Source organism: Haloferax mediterranei ATCC 33500, from assembly GCF_000306765.2.
GTDB lineage: Archaea > Halobacteriota > Halobacteria > Halobacteriales > Haloferacaceae > Haloferax > Haloferax mediterranei.
This window is the reverse complement of record NC_017941.2, coordinates 2,154,727-2,167,619: the sequence shown is the minus strand read 5'-3', so window position 1 is coordinate 2,167,619 and position 12,893 is coordinate 2,154,727. Positions and strand designations below refer to the sequence as shown.

Here is a 12,893-nt window from a genome sequence, read left to right as displayed (position 1 = left end):
ATAGAGGATACATCACCTCGATATTCGGACGAACGTGCCACCATATATAATCGGTTGGAGAAATGTGTTGATTTTTCCTCCGATATGCGACGGCATACCGCATCATTTATCATACCCACATCAGCAACAGGGTGATAGAAATGAGCGAACGTGAAACGTGGGCAACTAGGGCAGGGTTCATCCTCGCTGCTGTGGGCAGTGCGGTCGGCCTCGGGAACATCTGGCAGTTCCCCTTCAAGACCGCCCAGTTCGGTGGTGCATCCTTCCTTATCGTCTACCTCATCTCGGCACTTGGTATCGGCCTTCCGGCCATCCTCGCCGAGTTCGTTATCGGACGGAAAACCAACCTGAATACCATCAGCGCCTTCGAGAAACTCGGCTACAAGAACTGGCGCATCGTCGGGGCAATCGGTTTATTCACCGGCTTTTGGATTCTCTCGTACTATAGCGTCGTCGGTGGGTGGGTCCTCCGATACATCGGCGGCAGTCTGACGGGTGCGTACTTCGGCGCACCGGCGGAGTACTTCGGCCAGATTTCGGCCGGTATGGACGCACTCGCGCTTCACGCCGTCTTCATGGTACTCGTCGTCGGCATCGTCGCGGCCGGTATCGAAGACGGCATCGAGAAGGCGACGAAGCTGATGGTTCCGAGTATCATCGTCATCCTCGGAATCCTCGCCGTGTTCGCCTTCACGCTCCCCGGCGCGTCCGAGGGGTACGCGTACTTCCTCTCGCCGGACTTCAACGCGCTCGCCGAGAACTTCGGAGACATCGTCCCGTTCGCCGTCGGGCAGGCGTTCTTCTCGCTGTCGCTCGGGATGGGCGCGATGATTACCTACGCCTCTTACATCGACGGCGACCAGAGCCTGTTCGGTGACGGCATCACCATCGTCTTCCTGAACAGTTTCGTCGGCATCCTCGCCGGTCTCGTCGTTCTCCCGCTTTTGTTCGCACAGGGTATCGACCCCAACACGAGCGGTGCGGGTGCAGTGTTCATCAGCGTCGCTGGCGCGTTCGGAGACATTCCCGGTGGCAATATCATCGGTCTCGTCTTCTTCGGGGTGGTTCTCATCGCGGCGCTTTCGTCCGCAATCAGTCTCCTCGAAGTGGTCGTCTCGTGGGCCATCGACAACTACGACGTGAGTCGCCCGCAGATGGCAGTCGGTCTCGGCAGCGTCATCTTCCTGCTCGGCGTCCCGTCGGCAATCGACACCGCGTGGCTCGGTTGGTTCGACACGCTCGCGTACAAACTACTGCTTCCGGTGTCCGTCCTCGGTATCCTCGTCTTCGCGGCGTGGGTCTACGGTGCCCCCGCCCTCGACGAACTGATGAAGGGTAGTGGCCTCGGCGACGGTATCGGCCTCACGTGGCTCTGGATGGCCCGGACGCTCGTCATCGTGGCCGTCGTGGCAACGCTGGTGCTCGGTCTCCAGACGTTATTCCTCGGCGAGTCGCCGGCCATTATCCCGCCGGCTCTGCCATCGCTGCCTCTCTGAGGCGGCGAACAATCGCACTTTTTAGCTAGTTATGAATCGTTAGTGGCAACACATTATTTCTGATTCATCGACAGTGGTTTTTGCACATAGGACACCTAAAACCGTTAAATTTCTCCAGTGATGTTTCGTCGGTTCGAAAGTCATTTTAGGCCTGGGCTGTCAATGGGTATCAATGACACGAGAAACATGGGCAACACGGCTCGGGTTCATCCTCGCCGCTGTCGGAAGCGCGGTAGGACTCGGGAACATCTGGCGGTTTCCGTGGCAAACCGCCGAAAACGGGGGGAGCGCGTTCCTCGTCGTATATCTCGGAATCGTTCTTCTCGTCGGTGTGCCTGGGCTCCTCGGCGAGTTCGTTATCGGCCGACGCGCGAATAAATCACCAGTTGGCGCACTCCGTGACCTCTCGGGGTCGAAAAAGTGGGGCGTCGTCGGCGCATTCTCGGTTATCACCGGTCTCTCGCTTCTCTCGTTCTACAGCGTCGTCGGTGGCTGGATTCTCCGCTACCTCATCGAAAGCGGGGCTGCCATCGTCGGTGGAAATCCCGCGTACTTCACTAACCCCGGACAGTACTTCGGCGGTGTCTCCGCCGGTACTGATGCCGCACTCTACCACCTCCTGTTCCTCGGACTGACCGCACTCATCGTCTTCGCAGGTATTCGCAAGGGCATCGAACTCGGCACCAAAGTCATGATGCCCGCAGTTCTCGTCCTCCTCGTCACGCTCGCGGCGTGGGCCGCGACACAACCGAACGCCGCCGCCGGATACGCTTTCTTCCTCCGATTCGACCCCTCCGTCATCTCGGAGAACTTCTTTGCTATCCTCGGCCCGGCCGTCGGGCAGGCACTCTTTACCCTCTCACTCGGCGCGGGAACCATGATTACCTACTCCTCGTATCTCGACGAAGACCGGTCGCTTCCCTTCGACGGGAGCGCCATTGCCGTGCTCAATACGAGTGTCGGCGTCATCACTGGTCTCGTCGTCTTCCCGCTTCTCTTCTCGCAGGGTATCAACCCGACCGAGACCGGAACCGGGCCGGGTGCGCTGTTCATTGGCCTCGCGGGCGCGTTCTCGCAACTCCCCGCCGGGACGCTCATCGCCACGACCTTCTTTGCCGTCGTGACCCTCGCGGCGCTGTCGAGTTCCATCAGCATGCTCGAAATCCCCGTCGCGTTCCTCGTCGACGAGTACGGCGTCTCGCGCAAGCATGCTGTCATAAGCATGACCGCCATCGTCGCCGTGACCGGGACCGTCTGCGCGTTCAACCCTGCCATTTTCGGCTTCGTTGCAGGCACCCTTGTGAACATACTCATGACTGCGGGCCTCGCCGCCTTCCTGCTGTTCGTTGGCTGGGTCATGGGCCGTGACGCTATCGAGGAGTTCGCCTCGGGCGCGGGCGAGTTTGGACGAACCCTCGGAACGCCGTGGCTCTTTGCCGTTGGTGTCATCCTTCCCCTGTTTCTCGTCTTCACGCTGCTGACGCACTTCGGCGTGGACACGAACATCGGCTTCTGGCCGACCGTCGCCCTCGCCATCGTCGCGAGCACCGCCGCATTCCTCGGTCTTCGCCACCCCCATTCTGTCGTCTAAACTCTAGCACTATTTGACAGCTAGTTGATTAGAACTGTATTTCCAACTAATTTTCCCGGGTCGTCCTCTCACGCTCTGTGTTTCCGGTCCGTTTTCTCCCACTCCGCCTTTCGCGACATTCTCGGGGACGCTACTTTCACGGCTCGTAACTGTGATGATTGTTCGGACCAATATACGTCAACTGTCGAAGTAAGGGTTGCCGGATTGCGGAACTCCTTTGACCCCAGCCTGCGCACTGACAGTTCAATGAGAGAAGGTGATCTGGCATGACGATGGAAGACCGGATCGACGAACTTCGTGAGAAACGCGAGGAAGCGCTGAAGGGTGGCGGTGAGGACCGAATCGCCTCCCAGCACGACAAGGGCAAAATGACCGCCCGCGAGCGAATCGACTATTTCCTCGATGACGGTACGTTCCGAGAATTCGACCAGTTCCGAACCCACCGGAACCACAAATTCGGAATGGAAGAGACGAAGCTTCCGGGCGACGGCGTCATCACCGGACACGGCGAGGTTGACGGTCGAACTGTCTTTGTTTTCGCCCACGACTTCACCGTCTTCGGCGGGTCGCTCGGCGAAGTGTTCGCCGAGAAGATATGCAAGGTCATGGACAAGGCGATGGAAGTCGGTGCGCCGGTCATCGGCCTGAACGACTCCGCGGGCGCTCGGATTCAAGAGGGTGTCCAGTCGCTCGGTGGCTTCGGCGAAATCTTCCGCCGGAACACCGAGGCATCCGGCGTCGTTCCGCAGATTTCGGCTATTATGGGTCCCTGTGCTGGCGGTGCGGTGTACTCCCCCGCGCTGACGGACTTCACGTTCATGGTCCGCGACACCAGCCACATGTTCATCACCGGACCCGACGTTATCAAGACGGTCACCGGCGAGGAAGTCACCTTCGACGAACTCGGCGGTGCGACGACCCACACTTCGACGAGCGGGGTGGCTCACTTCGCTACGGACACCGAAGAACAGGCGCTCGACGATATCCGCCACCTGCTTTCCTACCTCCCGCAGAACAACGTCGAAGACCCGCCGCGAGTGGAGCCGTGGGACGACCCAGAGCGCGTCGCAGACGAACTCGAAGAGATCGTTCCCGACCAACCGCGGAAGCCCTACGACATTCACGACGTGCTCAACGGCGTCCTCGACGAAGGTTCGTTCTTCGGCGTACAGGAGGACTTCGCGAAGAACATCGTCGTCGGCTTCGGCCGGCTCGACGGCCACTCCGTCGGTATCGTCGCCAACCAGCCCCGGGTGAACGCCGGTACCCTCGACATCGAAGCGTCCGAAAAGGGTGCGCGATTCATCCGATTCTGTGACTCGTTTAATATCCCCATCCTGTCGTTCGTGGACGTACCCGGATTCCTCCCCGGCACCGACCAGGAGCACAACGGCATCATCCGCCACGGCGCGAAACTCCTGTACGCCTACTCCGAGGCGACGGTCCCGCTCATGACAGTTATCACCCGCAAGGCCTACGGCGGTGCCTACGACGTCATGGCCTCGAAACACCTCGGCGCGGACGTGAACTACGCGTGGCCGACCGCCGAAATCGCCGTCATGGGGCCACAGGGCGCGGTCAACATCCTCTACCGCGACGAACTCGAAGCGGCCGACGACCCTGACGCCCGCCGCGACGAACTCATCGAAGAGTACCGCGAGGAGTTCGCTAACCCGTACACGGCGGCCGACCGCGGCTTCGTCGACGACGTTATCGAACCCGGCGATACCCGGAACCGACTCATTGCGGACCTCCGGATGCTGAAGTCGAAGCGCAAGTCGCAACCCGACAAGAAGCACGGTAATATCCCGCTATGACGGAGGACCTGCTCTCGGGGCTGTCGATTCCCGACGACGCGGACTCGGAGGAGGCAGCGGCCATCGCTGCTGCAGTCGGCGCACATCTCCACGACCAGACGGCCGCCGCGGTCGCCGCCGCAGCAGACGAAGAAGAGACGTGGGACGAAAAGCGCTGGCAGTACGCCGGTCGCCTCGACTCGGTTACGGGATGCGCCCGTCGCGTCCCGTCGGGCGCACCAACGAACGCGTGGGCCGCTTCGGGACGTACTGACCGGTTCTGACTTCGGGACGTACTGACCGGTTCTGACTGGTAAGCGGTACGTCGCGGCGCAGACCGGGGATGCGTTCCCTCTTTACTTCGTTCTTACTCCGCGAACGCCGGGTTGTCGATAACGACGCCATCGACGCCCCAGTCGCGCAGTTTCTCGACTGTTCCGCGGTCGGGGACTGTCCACGTGTTGACCTCGAACCCTGCGTCGTGTGCGTCTTCGATTCGAGCCTCCGAGAGCAGTTCGTAGTACGGGTGGATAGCCGTGCAGTCGAGTTCCGCGGCGATATCGAGCGATTCGTTCCAGTCGTCGGCGAAAAGGAATGCAACAGGGAGGTCGGTCGCTTCGCGCACTTCTCGGAGTGCGTCCGCGTCGAACGACGAGACCAGCACCTCGTTCGGGGCGTCGGCGACGATAGCCCCGAGGTCCGACGCGAGACCGTCCTCTTTCAGTTCGACGTTGACGGCGATGTCGTCGGGTAGTACCTCGAACACTTCGGCGAGCGTCGGAATCGGCTCGTCGGAACTGCCGATGGTGACTTCACGGAGGTCCGAGAGGGGCGTTTCTGCGACCGAACCATCAACGTCGGTCAGGCGGTCGAGCGTCTCGTCGTGGAAGACGACGAGTTCGCCGCTCGCGCAGCGTCGAACGTCGAGTTCGACCCAGTCGAGTCGTTCGGCGGCGGCGGTGAAGGCGGCGAGCGTGTTCTCGGGGGCGAGAGCGGGACAACCACGGTGGCCGATGGCGCGCATGGGTGAGCATCGCGAGACGAGCGACTAAACGTTATCTCACGCGACAGGTCAGCAAAGCGGCCGGCGCATCCGCTCCCGAACGGGGCGAGAAGAGGAATTGCAGAGAGAATCGTCTGCTACGAAATTACGCGGTCTGTCCGCCCTTCTTGCGGGTGATGTACCCGGCGATGCGGTTGCGGACGCCCTTCGACTCGACGGTGGTCAGTTGCTCGACGCTGTCCTTGTTCGTCTCGAAATCCGTGTTGAACGCCTGCGGGTAACGCTCCAGCAGGATGTTACCAAGCTGCTTGACGTACTTGGGCTTGATTGCCATGTCGGAGATTTCCCCGGACGAACACTAAAACGATTCGTTCCGTCGCTCCGCCGCCCGCTCGCGCCACCCGGTCAACTCATCGATTCGTGCGAACGCTTCGCGCTCCGCCGGTCCGCCGCACTTGTCGACCGTTTCCGCGAAGTACGCGAGTCGGGAGAGCAACTCGTCGGTGTCGAAGGCGGGCACGTCGAGGCGGGAGGCGGCGACTGTCGCGTCGATGACAGCTCCGAACCCGCGGTTGATGGTACACGGGCGGGTTCGCTCGATGTCGGCGTCGACGGGGTGCAGTTCCCATGTTTCCCACTGCGTCCCGCCGTCCTCGCCCGAGTCGACCATCGTCGCCTCGACTTCGGCCCACGCGTCGGCCGAGTCGAGGACGGGCGACTCTCGCTCGTAGATGGTCATCGCAGCCTCGACGAAGTCCCGCGGGTCGGACACGAATTGAACGACGCCGCCGCCCTGCCGGTGGAAGTTTCGGCGGGTTCGGGTGTTTCCCCACGTCGTTGCGGTGACGCTGTCCGGTACGCTGCCCGCCGACGATTCGGGCGCGTGAAGCCCGAGTGCCGCGAAGTTCCACAGGTCGTTCGGGCCGAGCGTGGCGACGACCGACTCGGTGACGCCGCGAAGTTCGACGGGCCACTCGGTGGGTTCTTCGGTCCCGGACTGAGGCTCGTCGGTCACAGCGGGACCCCCCGCTCCAGCGCGACGAACGTCGCCGCACAGGCGATATCGGCGGTCGTCCCCGGGTTGATTCCCTCGGTGACGAACGTCTCAGCCAGCTCCTCGGCCTCGTCGAGATTCGAGACGGCAGCGGCGCGGTCCATCACGTCGCGGGCGACCGACTCGCCGTGATTCGTTACGACGAGCGTGTCCGGTTCCTCGGCGAGCAGGTCGAGAAATGCCCGCGCCACGCGGTCGGTGACTGGGCCGTCGTCCACGAGAATCGCGTCGGCTGCACGGAACGTGCGGTCGAATCCGCCGGTCCACTCGCGTGCGTTGGCATCGCGGTCGGCGCTGAGTTCCATCACATCGTAGAGGGAAAAGTCGCGGTCCCGGAGCGCGGACTCAGCATCGCCGCCGTGACGAACGTCGAGGTCGGACGCGTCGTCAGGCACCTCGCCAACGGCAACGTTCACGTGCTCGAACGCCCGGTAGAAATTCACCGCGTCGTCGACGGTGGTTGATTCGACAACCGCCGCCGCGCCGTCGGGTGAGAGGTCACCTGCGGTGGCCGCCCGGACGAGTGGGACGAGAAGCAGGAGACAGCCAAATTGCGTGTTGCCACCGCCCTGCTTGCTCATTCCTGCGACGGCTGTTTCGAACGCCTCGCCGACGGATGTGCCGGATTCCGCGAGTCGGAGTCCTTTCGCCGCCCCGACAGCACCGGTCAGAAAGTGCTCGAAGTGAAGGTCCGAGAGGTCGCGGCGACGGTCGACGTTCCCCGGTTTGGGCGTTCCGGCGACTTCGAGCAGGAGCGCGAGTTCCGCGTGGCGTGCGGGGCCGAATCCGCGGTTGGTGACCGGCGTCGGTGACATCAGAGAGATACCTCGTCGTCGTACTTCGTCGGTCCTTCCACTCCATCGTCCGCGAACCAGTCGTCGACGGCGGTTCTGACGCGATGGAGGACGGAGGGGTCATCGCTCGGACGGCCGACGCTCACAGCGTCAGCGCCGTACTGGAGGTACTCGTGAGCAGTCACCCGGTCGCGGACGCCGTTGTTGGCGACGACGAACAGGTCTGGTGCGGCGTCAACCACGTCGGCGACGACCGACTCGGAATCCATCGCGTCGATGTGAAGCCAGTCGGCCCCCGCATCGGCGAGCGTTGGTGCGAGTTCCCGGAGGGCGACGCCGTCGACTTCGGCGCGAACTTTCACGCCGACGGGTGCACCGGAGTTGGCGGCAGCACCGACGAACTCGACCAGCCTGTCGGTGTCACGGAGAAGTGTCTCGCCGCAACCGGCGGCGCAGAGTTCGTCCTGTCGGCAGTGGGCGTTTACTTCGACACCAGCACCGTAGTCGGAACAGATTGCGGCGACTTGGCGAATCGGTTCTGCTTCGGTCGCTCGGACGTTGACACCGATAAACAAGTCCGTCTCGTCCAGCGTAGCGAGTTGGTCCGTGACGAACGCTAACGGGTCGTCGGGCAGAAACTCCGAGCGGCCGCGGGCGACGAGTTCGCGTGCGGCCTCCCGTGCGGGGTCGTCGAGGGCGATGCCACCGAGGAAAGCCGCGCCGACGTGGGGCGCAGCAGCGCGTGCCCATGCAGCGTCAGATTCGCCGCTGAGGCTTGCGGCTCCGACGCGAGGGGAGAACATCACATCACCTCCGCGAGCGCGCCATCGACAGCACGGGCGACACGTTCCGCGTCTTTCGGGCCATCGATTCGGGTGTCAGTTCGGACGACCGGACAGCCGAGGTCCGTCCCATCCGCTTCGTCCAAGACGAACGCGTCCGCGAATGGGTACGCCTCAGCGACGCCTGCGGTCGAGGGGTCATAGCCGACGCCTTCCATGAGGTCGGCAGCGGGACCGGAGAACACGCGGTCTTCGACGAACGGAGAGACGGCGACGACAGGCGTGTCGGCGAGGGCGTCGGCGAAGCCACCGAGTGCGAGCATCGGTCCGATACTCGTGACTGGGTTCGACGGGCCGATGACAACGGGGTCTGAGAGAGCGTCGGCGACCGCGTTGGTGATGGTTGCCTCGTCCGCGCCGCGGAACTCCACGTCGTGGACGGTGGGGTCGGCTCGGCGGTGAACCCAGTACTCCTGAAAGTGCATCACGCCCTCGTCGGTGTGGACGAGGGTCGCAACGGGGTCGTCCGTCATCGGGAGGAGAGACACGTCGAGACCGAAGGCAGCCGCGAGCGTCCGGGTAACTTCGGTGAGCGTGTTGCCCTCGTCGAGGAGCGAGGTTCGCGTGATGTGGACCGCGCGGTCGCGGTCGCCGATTTCCATGAACTCCGCGATGCCGGAGAACCGCCGCCAGCGGGCGATGTCGCGCCCGGCGGTCTGCGCCTCGTCGGGGAGGTATCGCGGACCGGCGTCGAGACCGGCCGCGTCGGCGAGACGGTGGAGTTCGTCGTCCGTTTCGGTGGTGTCGTCGGCGATGCCCCACCAGCGGTCGGTGTCGAGGACGCCGCCGCCGGAGAAGAGGACCGTATCCACGTCGGGGCAGACGAGGTGGCCGCCGAGTTCGACGTCGTCACCGGTGTTGGCGACGACGGTCGTCTCAGCGGGGTCGAACACCTCGGCGGCCCCGTCGAGGAGTTTGGGGGTTCCCGTTCCCCCAGCGAGGAAAGTGACCATGTTCCGCCGTAAGGCGAGTGGCGGTTTGAAAGTTCCTTCACCGGAGACGACCGCAGTTATGGCTCGCCGCGGTACGCCCCGATGCGCCACAGTGGCATCGGGCAGGGTTCCATCTCAGCGTCTATTCGCGCTCGACTGAAGCGGTTCGCAGTAGGGTGTTGTGCCGCTGCCGCCCCACGCGCTGTGGTTCCCTGTGTGGCCAATCTGTATTCCTGTGTGGCCAATCTGTATTCTGTCGTAGTGTGACCAATCTGTATTCTGTCGTAGTGTGACCGGGCAGTACTCGACTCAGGCGTGGTGCAACTGACCGGTTTTTTATTCGAAACCCGCCCGACCATTTTTACCCGATGGCGGCCGAATCCCCGACAATGACGACCATCAAGGACAGCGTCCACGACCACATCGAGGTCGAGGGCGCGGCCGAGGCCCTCCTCGACACGCCGGAGATGCAGCGACTTCGGCGAATCAAGCAGTTGGGTACGGTCCAACTGGTCTACCCCTCCGCGAACCACACCCGGTTCGAACACAGCCTTGGCGTCTATCACCTCGCTTCGCGTGCTCTCTCGCATCTCGGTATCGAGGGCGACGCCGCCGCTCACATCGAAGCCGCGGCACTCCTCCACGACGTCGGTCACGGTCCTTACAGTCACAACATCGAGTCGGTGACGCACCGCCACACCGGCAAGTACCACGACGACGTGGAGGAACTGGTCGCTCGCGGAACCATCGGCGAGACGCTCGAAGCCGAGGGACTCGACCCGAAGCGCGTCGCCGCACTCGTGGAAGGTGACGGCGAGTTCGGCCAACTCGTTTCGGGCGAACTCGACGTGGACCGGATGGACTACCTCGTGCGCGACGCCCACCACACGGGCGTCCCCTACGGCACCATCGACCACGAGCGACTGATTCGTGAACTCACCTTCGTCGATGGCGAACTCGTGCTTGCCGAGGGGAACGTCCAGACCGCAGAATCCCTCCTTTTGGCCCGTGCACTGATGAACCCGACCGTCTACCAGCACCCTGTCGCACGTATCTCGAAGGCGATGCTCCGACGAGCGGCCGAACAGCTCCTCACGGAACCGGATATCGACGCGCACGAACTCCGCCGGATGGACGATTATGACCTTCTCGTCGCGCTCCGTCTCAATCCCTCGACAACCGAGTTTGCGGAGCGACTCGCCACACGCGACCTGTACAAGCGGGCCGTCTGGGCGGAACTCCCGAACGTACCCGACTCGATTATCGACGCCGAACACGACGCTGTAGCCGACTTCGAGCGTGAAATCGCCGCGGCCGCCGACGTAGACGCCGAGTCCGTCATTCTCGACATCCCCCCGCGCCCGTCGATGACAGAATCCTCGTCACGAGTGATGGTAAACGGCGAAATGCGGCAGTTAGAACGCGAATCGCCGCTCGTGCAGGCGCTTCGAACCGCACAGGAACAGCAGTGGCGATTCGGCGTCTACGCACCCGAAGCACAGACAGAGCGAGTCGGGCGCGCTGCCGCGAACGTTCTCGGTCTCGACATCAAGGGGACACTCGTCTCCGAGGTTCGAAGCGGACTCAACGCCACGCTCGACGAGTTCGAGTAGCGATATCGAGACATCGACAATCCACACGCCGTCACGAGACGGGAGGTTCAAGCCGCGGGACGACTGATTCGAACGCGATGCAATTCGAGGGCACGGTACTCCGCGGTCGCGACTTCGAACCGGTCGAAGGGCGGGTCGTGGTCGAAGATGGAATTATCACCGCCATCGAGGAGGCGGACACCGATTCGACGGATATCATTCTTCCCGCGTTCGTTAACGCGCACACGCACCTCGGCGACTCAATCGCCAAGGAAGCAGGCGGTGGGCTCTCCTTAGACGAGTTAGTCGCTCCGCCGGATGGTCTCAAACACCGACTTCTGCGGGCGGCGAGTACCGAGGAGAAAGTCGCCGCAATGCACCGGTCGCTCCGACTGATGGAACAAGGGGGAACGGCGGCCTGTCTCGAATTCCGCGAGGGCGGCGTCGACGGTGTCGATGTCATCCGTCAGGCGCTCGACGGCAGAGACATCGAGGCCGTCATCCTCGGACGGGAGACAGCGGACGCAATGGAGATTGCGGATGGCTTCGGGGCGTCCGGTGCGCGGGACGCCGAGTTCGCAACGCTTCGAAACGCGACCGCAGAGGCCGGAAAACTGTTCGGCATCCACGCCGGCGAGCGCGACGCCCACGACATCAATCCGGCGTTGGACCTCGAACCCGACTTCCTCGTCCACATGGTTCACCCCGAACCGCTCCACCTCGAACGGGTCGCAGACAGCGAGATTCCAATCGTCGTCTGCCCGCGGTCGAACCTCGTCACCGGTGTCGGTGTCCCGCCGGTGCGCGAACTAGCCAACCGGACGAAGGTCGCGCTCGGAACGGACAACGTGATGCTCAACAGTCCGTCGATGTTCCGCGAGATGGAGTTCACCTCGAAACTCGCAGACGTATCCGCCGCCGAGGTGCTCAGAATGGCGACGATAAACGGGGCCGACCTCGCGGACCTGAACTATGGACTCATCGAGGAGGGCCGCGAGGGGAAACTGCTCGTCCTCGACGGCGACACGGACAACCTCGCAGGCGTCCAAGACGTGGTCCGCGCCGTCGTCCGTCGAGCCGGACTGTCGGACGTAAAAGACGTCCATCTCTGAGCGGCTGTCGACCGTCACCGGTGACACCTTCTCAGACCAATCAGCTTCACATCATATTCTCGCAGTACTCCTCACGTAGCAAAGGGTTATTACTACTGGTAAGAATATGTTACCATGTGTCATGGTGTTGTATGACCGAATTATCGTCCCCATCGACGGGTCAGACGGGTCCGAGCGCGTCGCGACCCACGCGGCCGCGCTTGCGGGGGTTCACAATGCGGAACTACACGGGGTCTACGTCGTAAATGCGGGAAGTTTCGTCGGACTTCCAGCGGAATCATCGTGGGAAGGCGTCGATGAACTGTTGCGTTCCGACGCCGAAGCGGCCCTCAGACTGATTAAACGGACGGCCGAGGAACACGATATCCCGGTCGAGACGCACGTCCTCGAAGGGTCACCGAGTCGGGAAATCGTCGAGTTCGCCGAGCGCGGCGACTGCGACCTTATCGTGATGGGGACACACGGCCGCGGTGGCATCGACCGGTTACTCTTGGGGTCGGTCGCAGAGAAAGTCGTCCGCGCGTCGAACGTTCCCGTCTTGACTGTCCGTATCGCAGGCGGCCGAGACAATACCGATGAATCGGCAGTCGAAGTACCCGTCGAATCCGCGGCGGACTCTCCTGTGGATGCTGAGACAACAGCAGACACAACCGCCACTGTCGACGGAGAAAGATAAGCCGC

The 12,893-nt window shown here is 62.8% G+C and carries 13 protein-coding genes; 7 read left to right on the top strand and 6 right to left on the bottom strand.

The features are described 5' to 3' along the window. Positions 1-140 precede the first annotated feature (140 nt). The 4 genes from HFX_RS11130 (at position 141) to pccX (ending at position 5,167) form a co-directional block, all read left to right on the top strand. The gene (locus HFX_RS11130; RefSeq protein ID WP_004059927.1) at positions 141-1,496 is read left to right on the top strand and encodes a sodium-dependent transporter; all 1,356 of its coding nucleotides are present in this window, start codon (positions 141-143) and stop codon (positions 1,494-1,496) included. Positions 1,497-1,668: 172 nt separating this feature from the next. Next, entirely contained in the window at positions 1,669-3,087 is a 1,419-nt protein-coding gene (locus tag HFX_RS11125; RefSeq protein WP_004059928.1) for a sodium-dependent transporter, read from the top strand. 272 nt (positions 3,088-3,359) lie between these two features. After that, positions 3,360-4,904 (top strand): acyl-CoA carboxylase subunit beta, encoded by a 1,545-nt coding sequence (locus tag HFX_RS11120; protein WP_004059929.1) that lies wholly within the window; start codon positions 3,360-3,362, stop codon positions 4,902-4,904. Beyond that, positions 4,901-5,167 (top strand): propionyl-CoA carboxylase subunit PccX, encoded by a 267-nt coding sequence (gene pccX / locus HFX_RS11115; RefSeq protein ID WP_004059930.1) that lies wholly within the window; start codon positions 4,901-4,903, stop codon positions 5,165-5,167. The genes HFX_RS11120 and pccX overlap by 4 nt, the downstream gene beginning before the upstream one ends. Positions 5,168-5,250: 83 nt before the next feature. Here the strand turns inward: pccX and HFX_RS11110 are convergent, their stop codons facing one another. From HFX_RS11110 to cofD, 6 genes are all read right to left on the bottom strand, one after another. Next, entirely contained in the window at positions 5,251-5,907 is a 657-nt protein-coding gene (locus HFX_RS11110) for a glycerophosphodiester phosphodiesterase (protein ID WP_004059931.1), read from the bottom strand. Positions 5,908-6,031: 124 nt separating this feature from the next. Continuing rightward, positions 6,032-6,220, bottom strand: coding sequence for a 30S ribosomal protein S17e (locus HFX_RS11105; protein ID WP_004059932.1), 189 nt, complete (start codon positions 6,218-6,220; stop codon positions 6,032-6,034). 24 nt (positions 6,221-6,244) lie between these two features. Then, entirely contained in the window at positions 6,245-6,901 is a 657-nt protein-coding gene (locus tag HFX_RS11100) for a DUF447 domain-containing protein (RefSeq protein ID WP_004059933.1), read from the bottom strand. Continuing rightward, positions 6,898-7,755 (bottom strand): triphosphoribosyl-dephospho-CoA synthase, encoded by an 858-nt coding sequence (locus HFX_RS11095; RefSeq protein ID WP_004059934.1) that lies wholly within the window; start codon positions 7,753-7,755, stop codon positions 6,898-6,900. Before HFX_RS11095 ends, HFX_RS11100 begins: the two co-directional genes overlap by 4 nt. Next, entirely contained in the window at positions 7,755-8,537 is a 783-nt protein-coding gene (locus HFX_RS11090; RefSeq protein ID WP_014732504.1) for a tRNA-dihydrouridine synthase, read from the bottom strand. The genes HFX_RS11095 and HFX_RS11090 overlap by 1 nt, the downstream gene beginning before the upstream one ends. Further along, complete coding sequence (gene cofD / locus HFX_RS11085) at positions 8,537-9,529, bottom strand: 2-phospho-L-lactate transferase (RefSeq protein WP_004059936.1); 993 nt, start codon at positions 9,527-9,529, stop codon at positions 8,537-8,539. The genes HFX_RS11090 and cofD overlap by 1 nt, the downstream gene beginning before the upstream one ends. A 368-nt stretch (positions 9,530-9,897) precedes the next feature. Between cofD and HFX_RS11080 the strand changes: the two genes are divergently transcribed. The 3 genes from HFX_RS11080 to HFX_RS11070 all read left to right on the top strand — a co-directional run bounded on the left by HFX_RS11080 (position 9,898) and on the right by HFX_RS11070 (position 12,888). Beyond that, the gene (locus HFX_RS11080) at positions 9,898-11,121 is read left to right on the top strand and encodes an HD domain-containing protein (protein ID WP_004059937.1); all 1,224 of its coding nucleotides are present in this window, start codon (positions 9,898-9,900) and stop codon (positions 11,119-11,121) included. Between the two features lie 77 nt (positions 11,122-11,198). After that, positions 11,199-12,212: an amidohydrolase family protein gene (locus tag HFX_RS11075; RefSeq protein WP_004059938.1), complete on the top strand. Its 1,014-nt coding sequence runs from the start codon at positions 11,199-11,201 to the stop codon at positions 12,210-12,212. Between the two features lie 121 nt (positions 12,213-12,333). Then, positions 12,334-12,888 carry a universal stress protein gene (locus tag HFX_RS11070; RefSeq protein ID WP_004059939.1) on the top strand — a complete coding sequence of 185 codons (555 nt, stop codon included), beginning with the start codon at positions 12,334-12,336 and terminating at the stop codon, positions 12,886-12,888. Positions 12,889-12,893 lie beyond the last annotated feature (5 nt).

Excerpts from the sequence above, each read along its gene's own strand:
- HFX_RS11130 (WP_004059927.1), top strand. The coding sequence starts at position 141 with ATGAGCGAACGTGAAACGTGGGCAACTAGGGCAGGGTTCATCCTCGCT.
- HFX_RS11125 (WP_004059928.1), top strand. The coding sequence starts at position 1,669 with ATGACACGAGAAACATGGGCAACACGGCTCGGGTTCATCCTCGCCGCT.
- HFX_RS11120 (WP_004059929.1), top strand. The coding sequence starts at position 3,360 with ATGGAAGACCGGATCGACGAACTTCGTGAGAAACGCGAGGAAGCGCTG.
- pccX (WP_004059930.1), top strand. The coding sequence starts at position 4,901 with ATGACGGAGGACCTGCTCTCGGGGCTGTCGATTCCCGACGACGCGGAC.
- HFX_RS11110 (WP_004059931.1), bottom strand. The coding sequence starts at position 5,907 with ATGCGCGCCATCGGCCACCGTGGTTGTCCCGCTCTCGCCCCCGAGAAC.
- HFX_RS11105 (WP_004059932.1), bottom strand. The coding sequence starts at position 6,220 with ATGGCAATCAAGCCCAAGTACGTCAAGCAGCTTGGTAACATCCTGCTG.
- HFX_RS11095 (WP_004059934.1), bottom strand. The coding sequence starts at position 7,755 with ATGTCACCGACGCCGGTCACCAACCGCGGATTCGGCCCCGCACGCCAC.
- HFX_RS11090 (WP_014732504.1), bottom strand. The coding sequence starts at position 8,537 with ATGTTCTCCCCTCGCGTCGGAGCCGCAAGCCTCAGCGGCGAATCTGAC.
- cofD (WP_004059936.1), bottom strand. The coding sequence starts at position 9,529 with ATGGTCACTTTCCTCGCTGGGGGAACGGGAACCCCCAAACTCCTCGAC.
- HFX_RS11080 (WP_004059937.1), top strand. The coding sequence starts at position 9,898 with ATGACGACCATCAAGGACAGCGTCCACGACCACATCGAGGTCGAGGGC.
- HFX_RS11075 (WP_004059938.1), top strand. The coding sequence starts at position 11,199 with ATGCAATTCGAGGGCACGGTACTCCGCGGTCGCGACTTCGAACCGGTC.
- HFX_RS11070 (WP_004059939.1), top strand. The coding sequence starts at position 12,334 with ATGGTGTTGTATGACCGAATTATCGTCCCCATCGACGGGTCAGACGGG.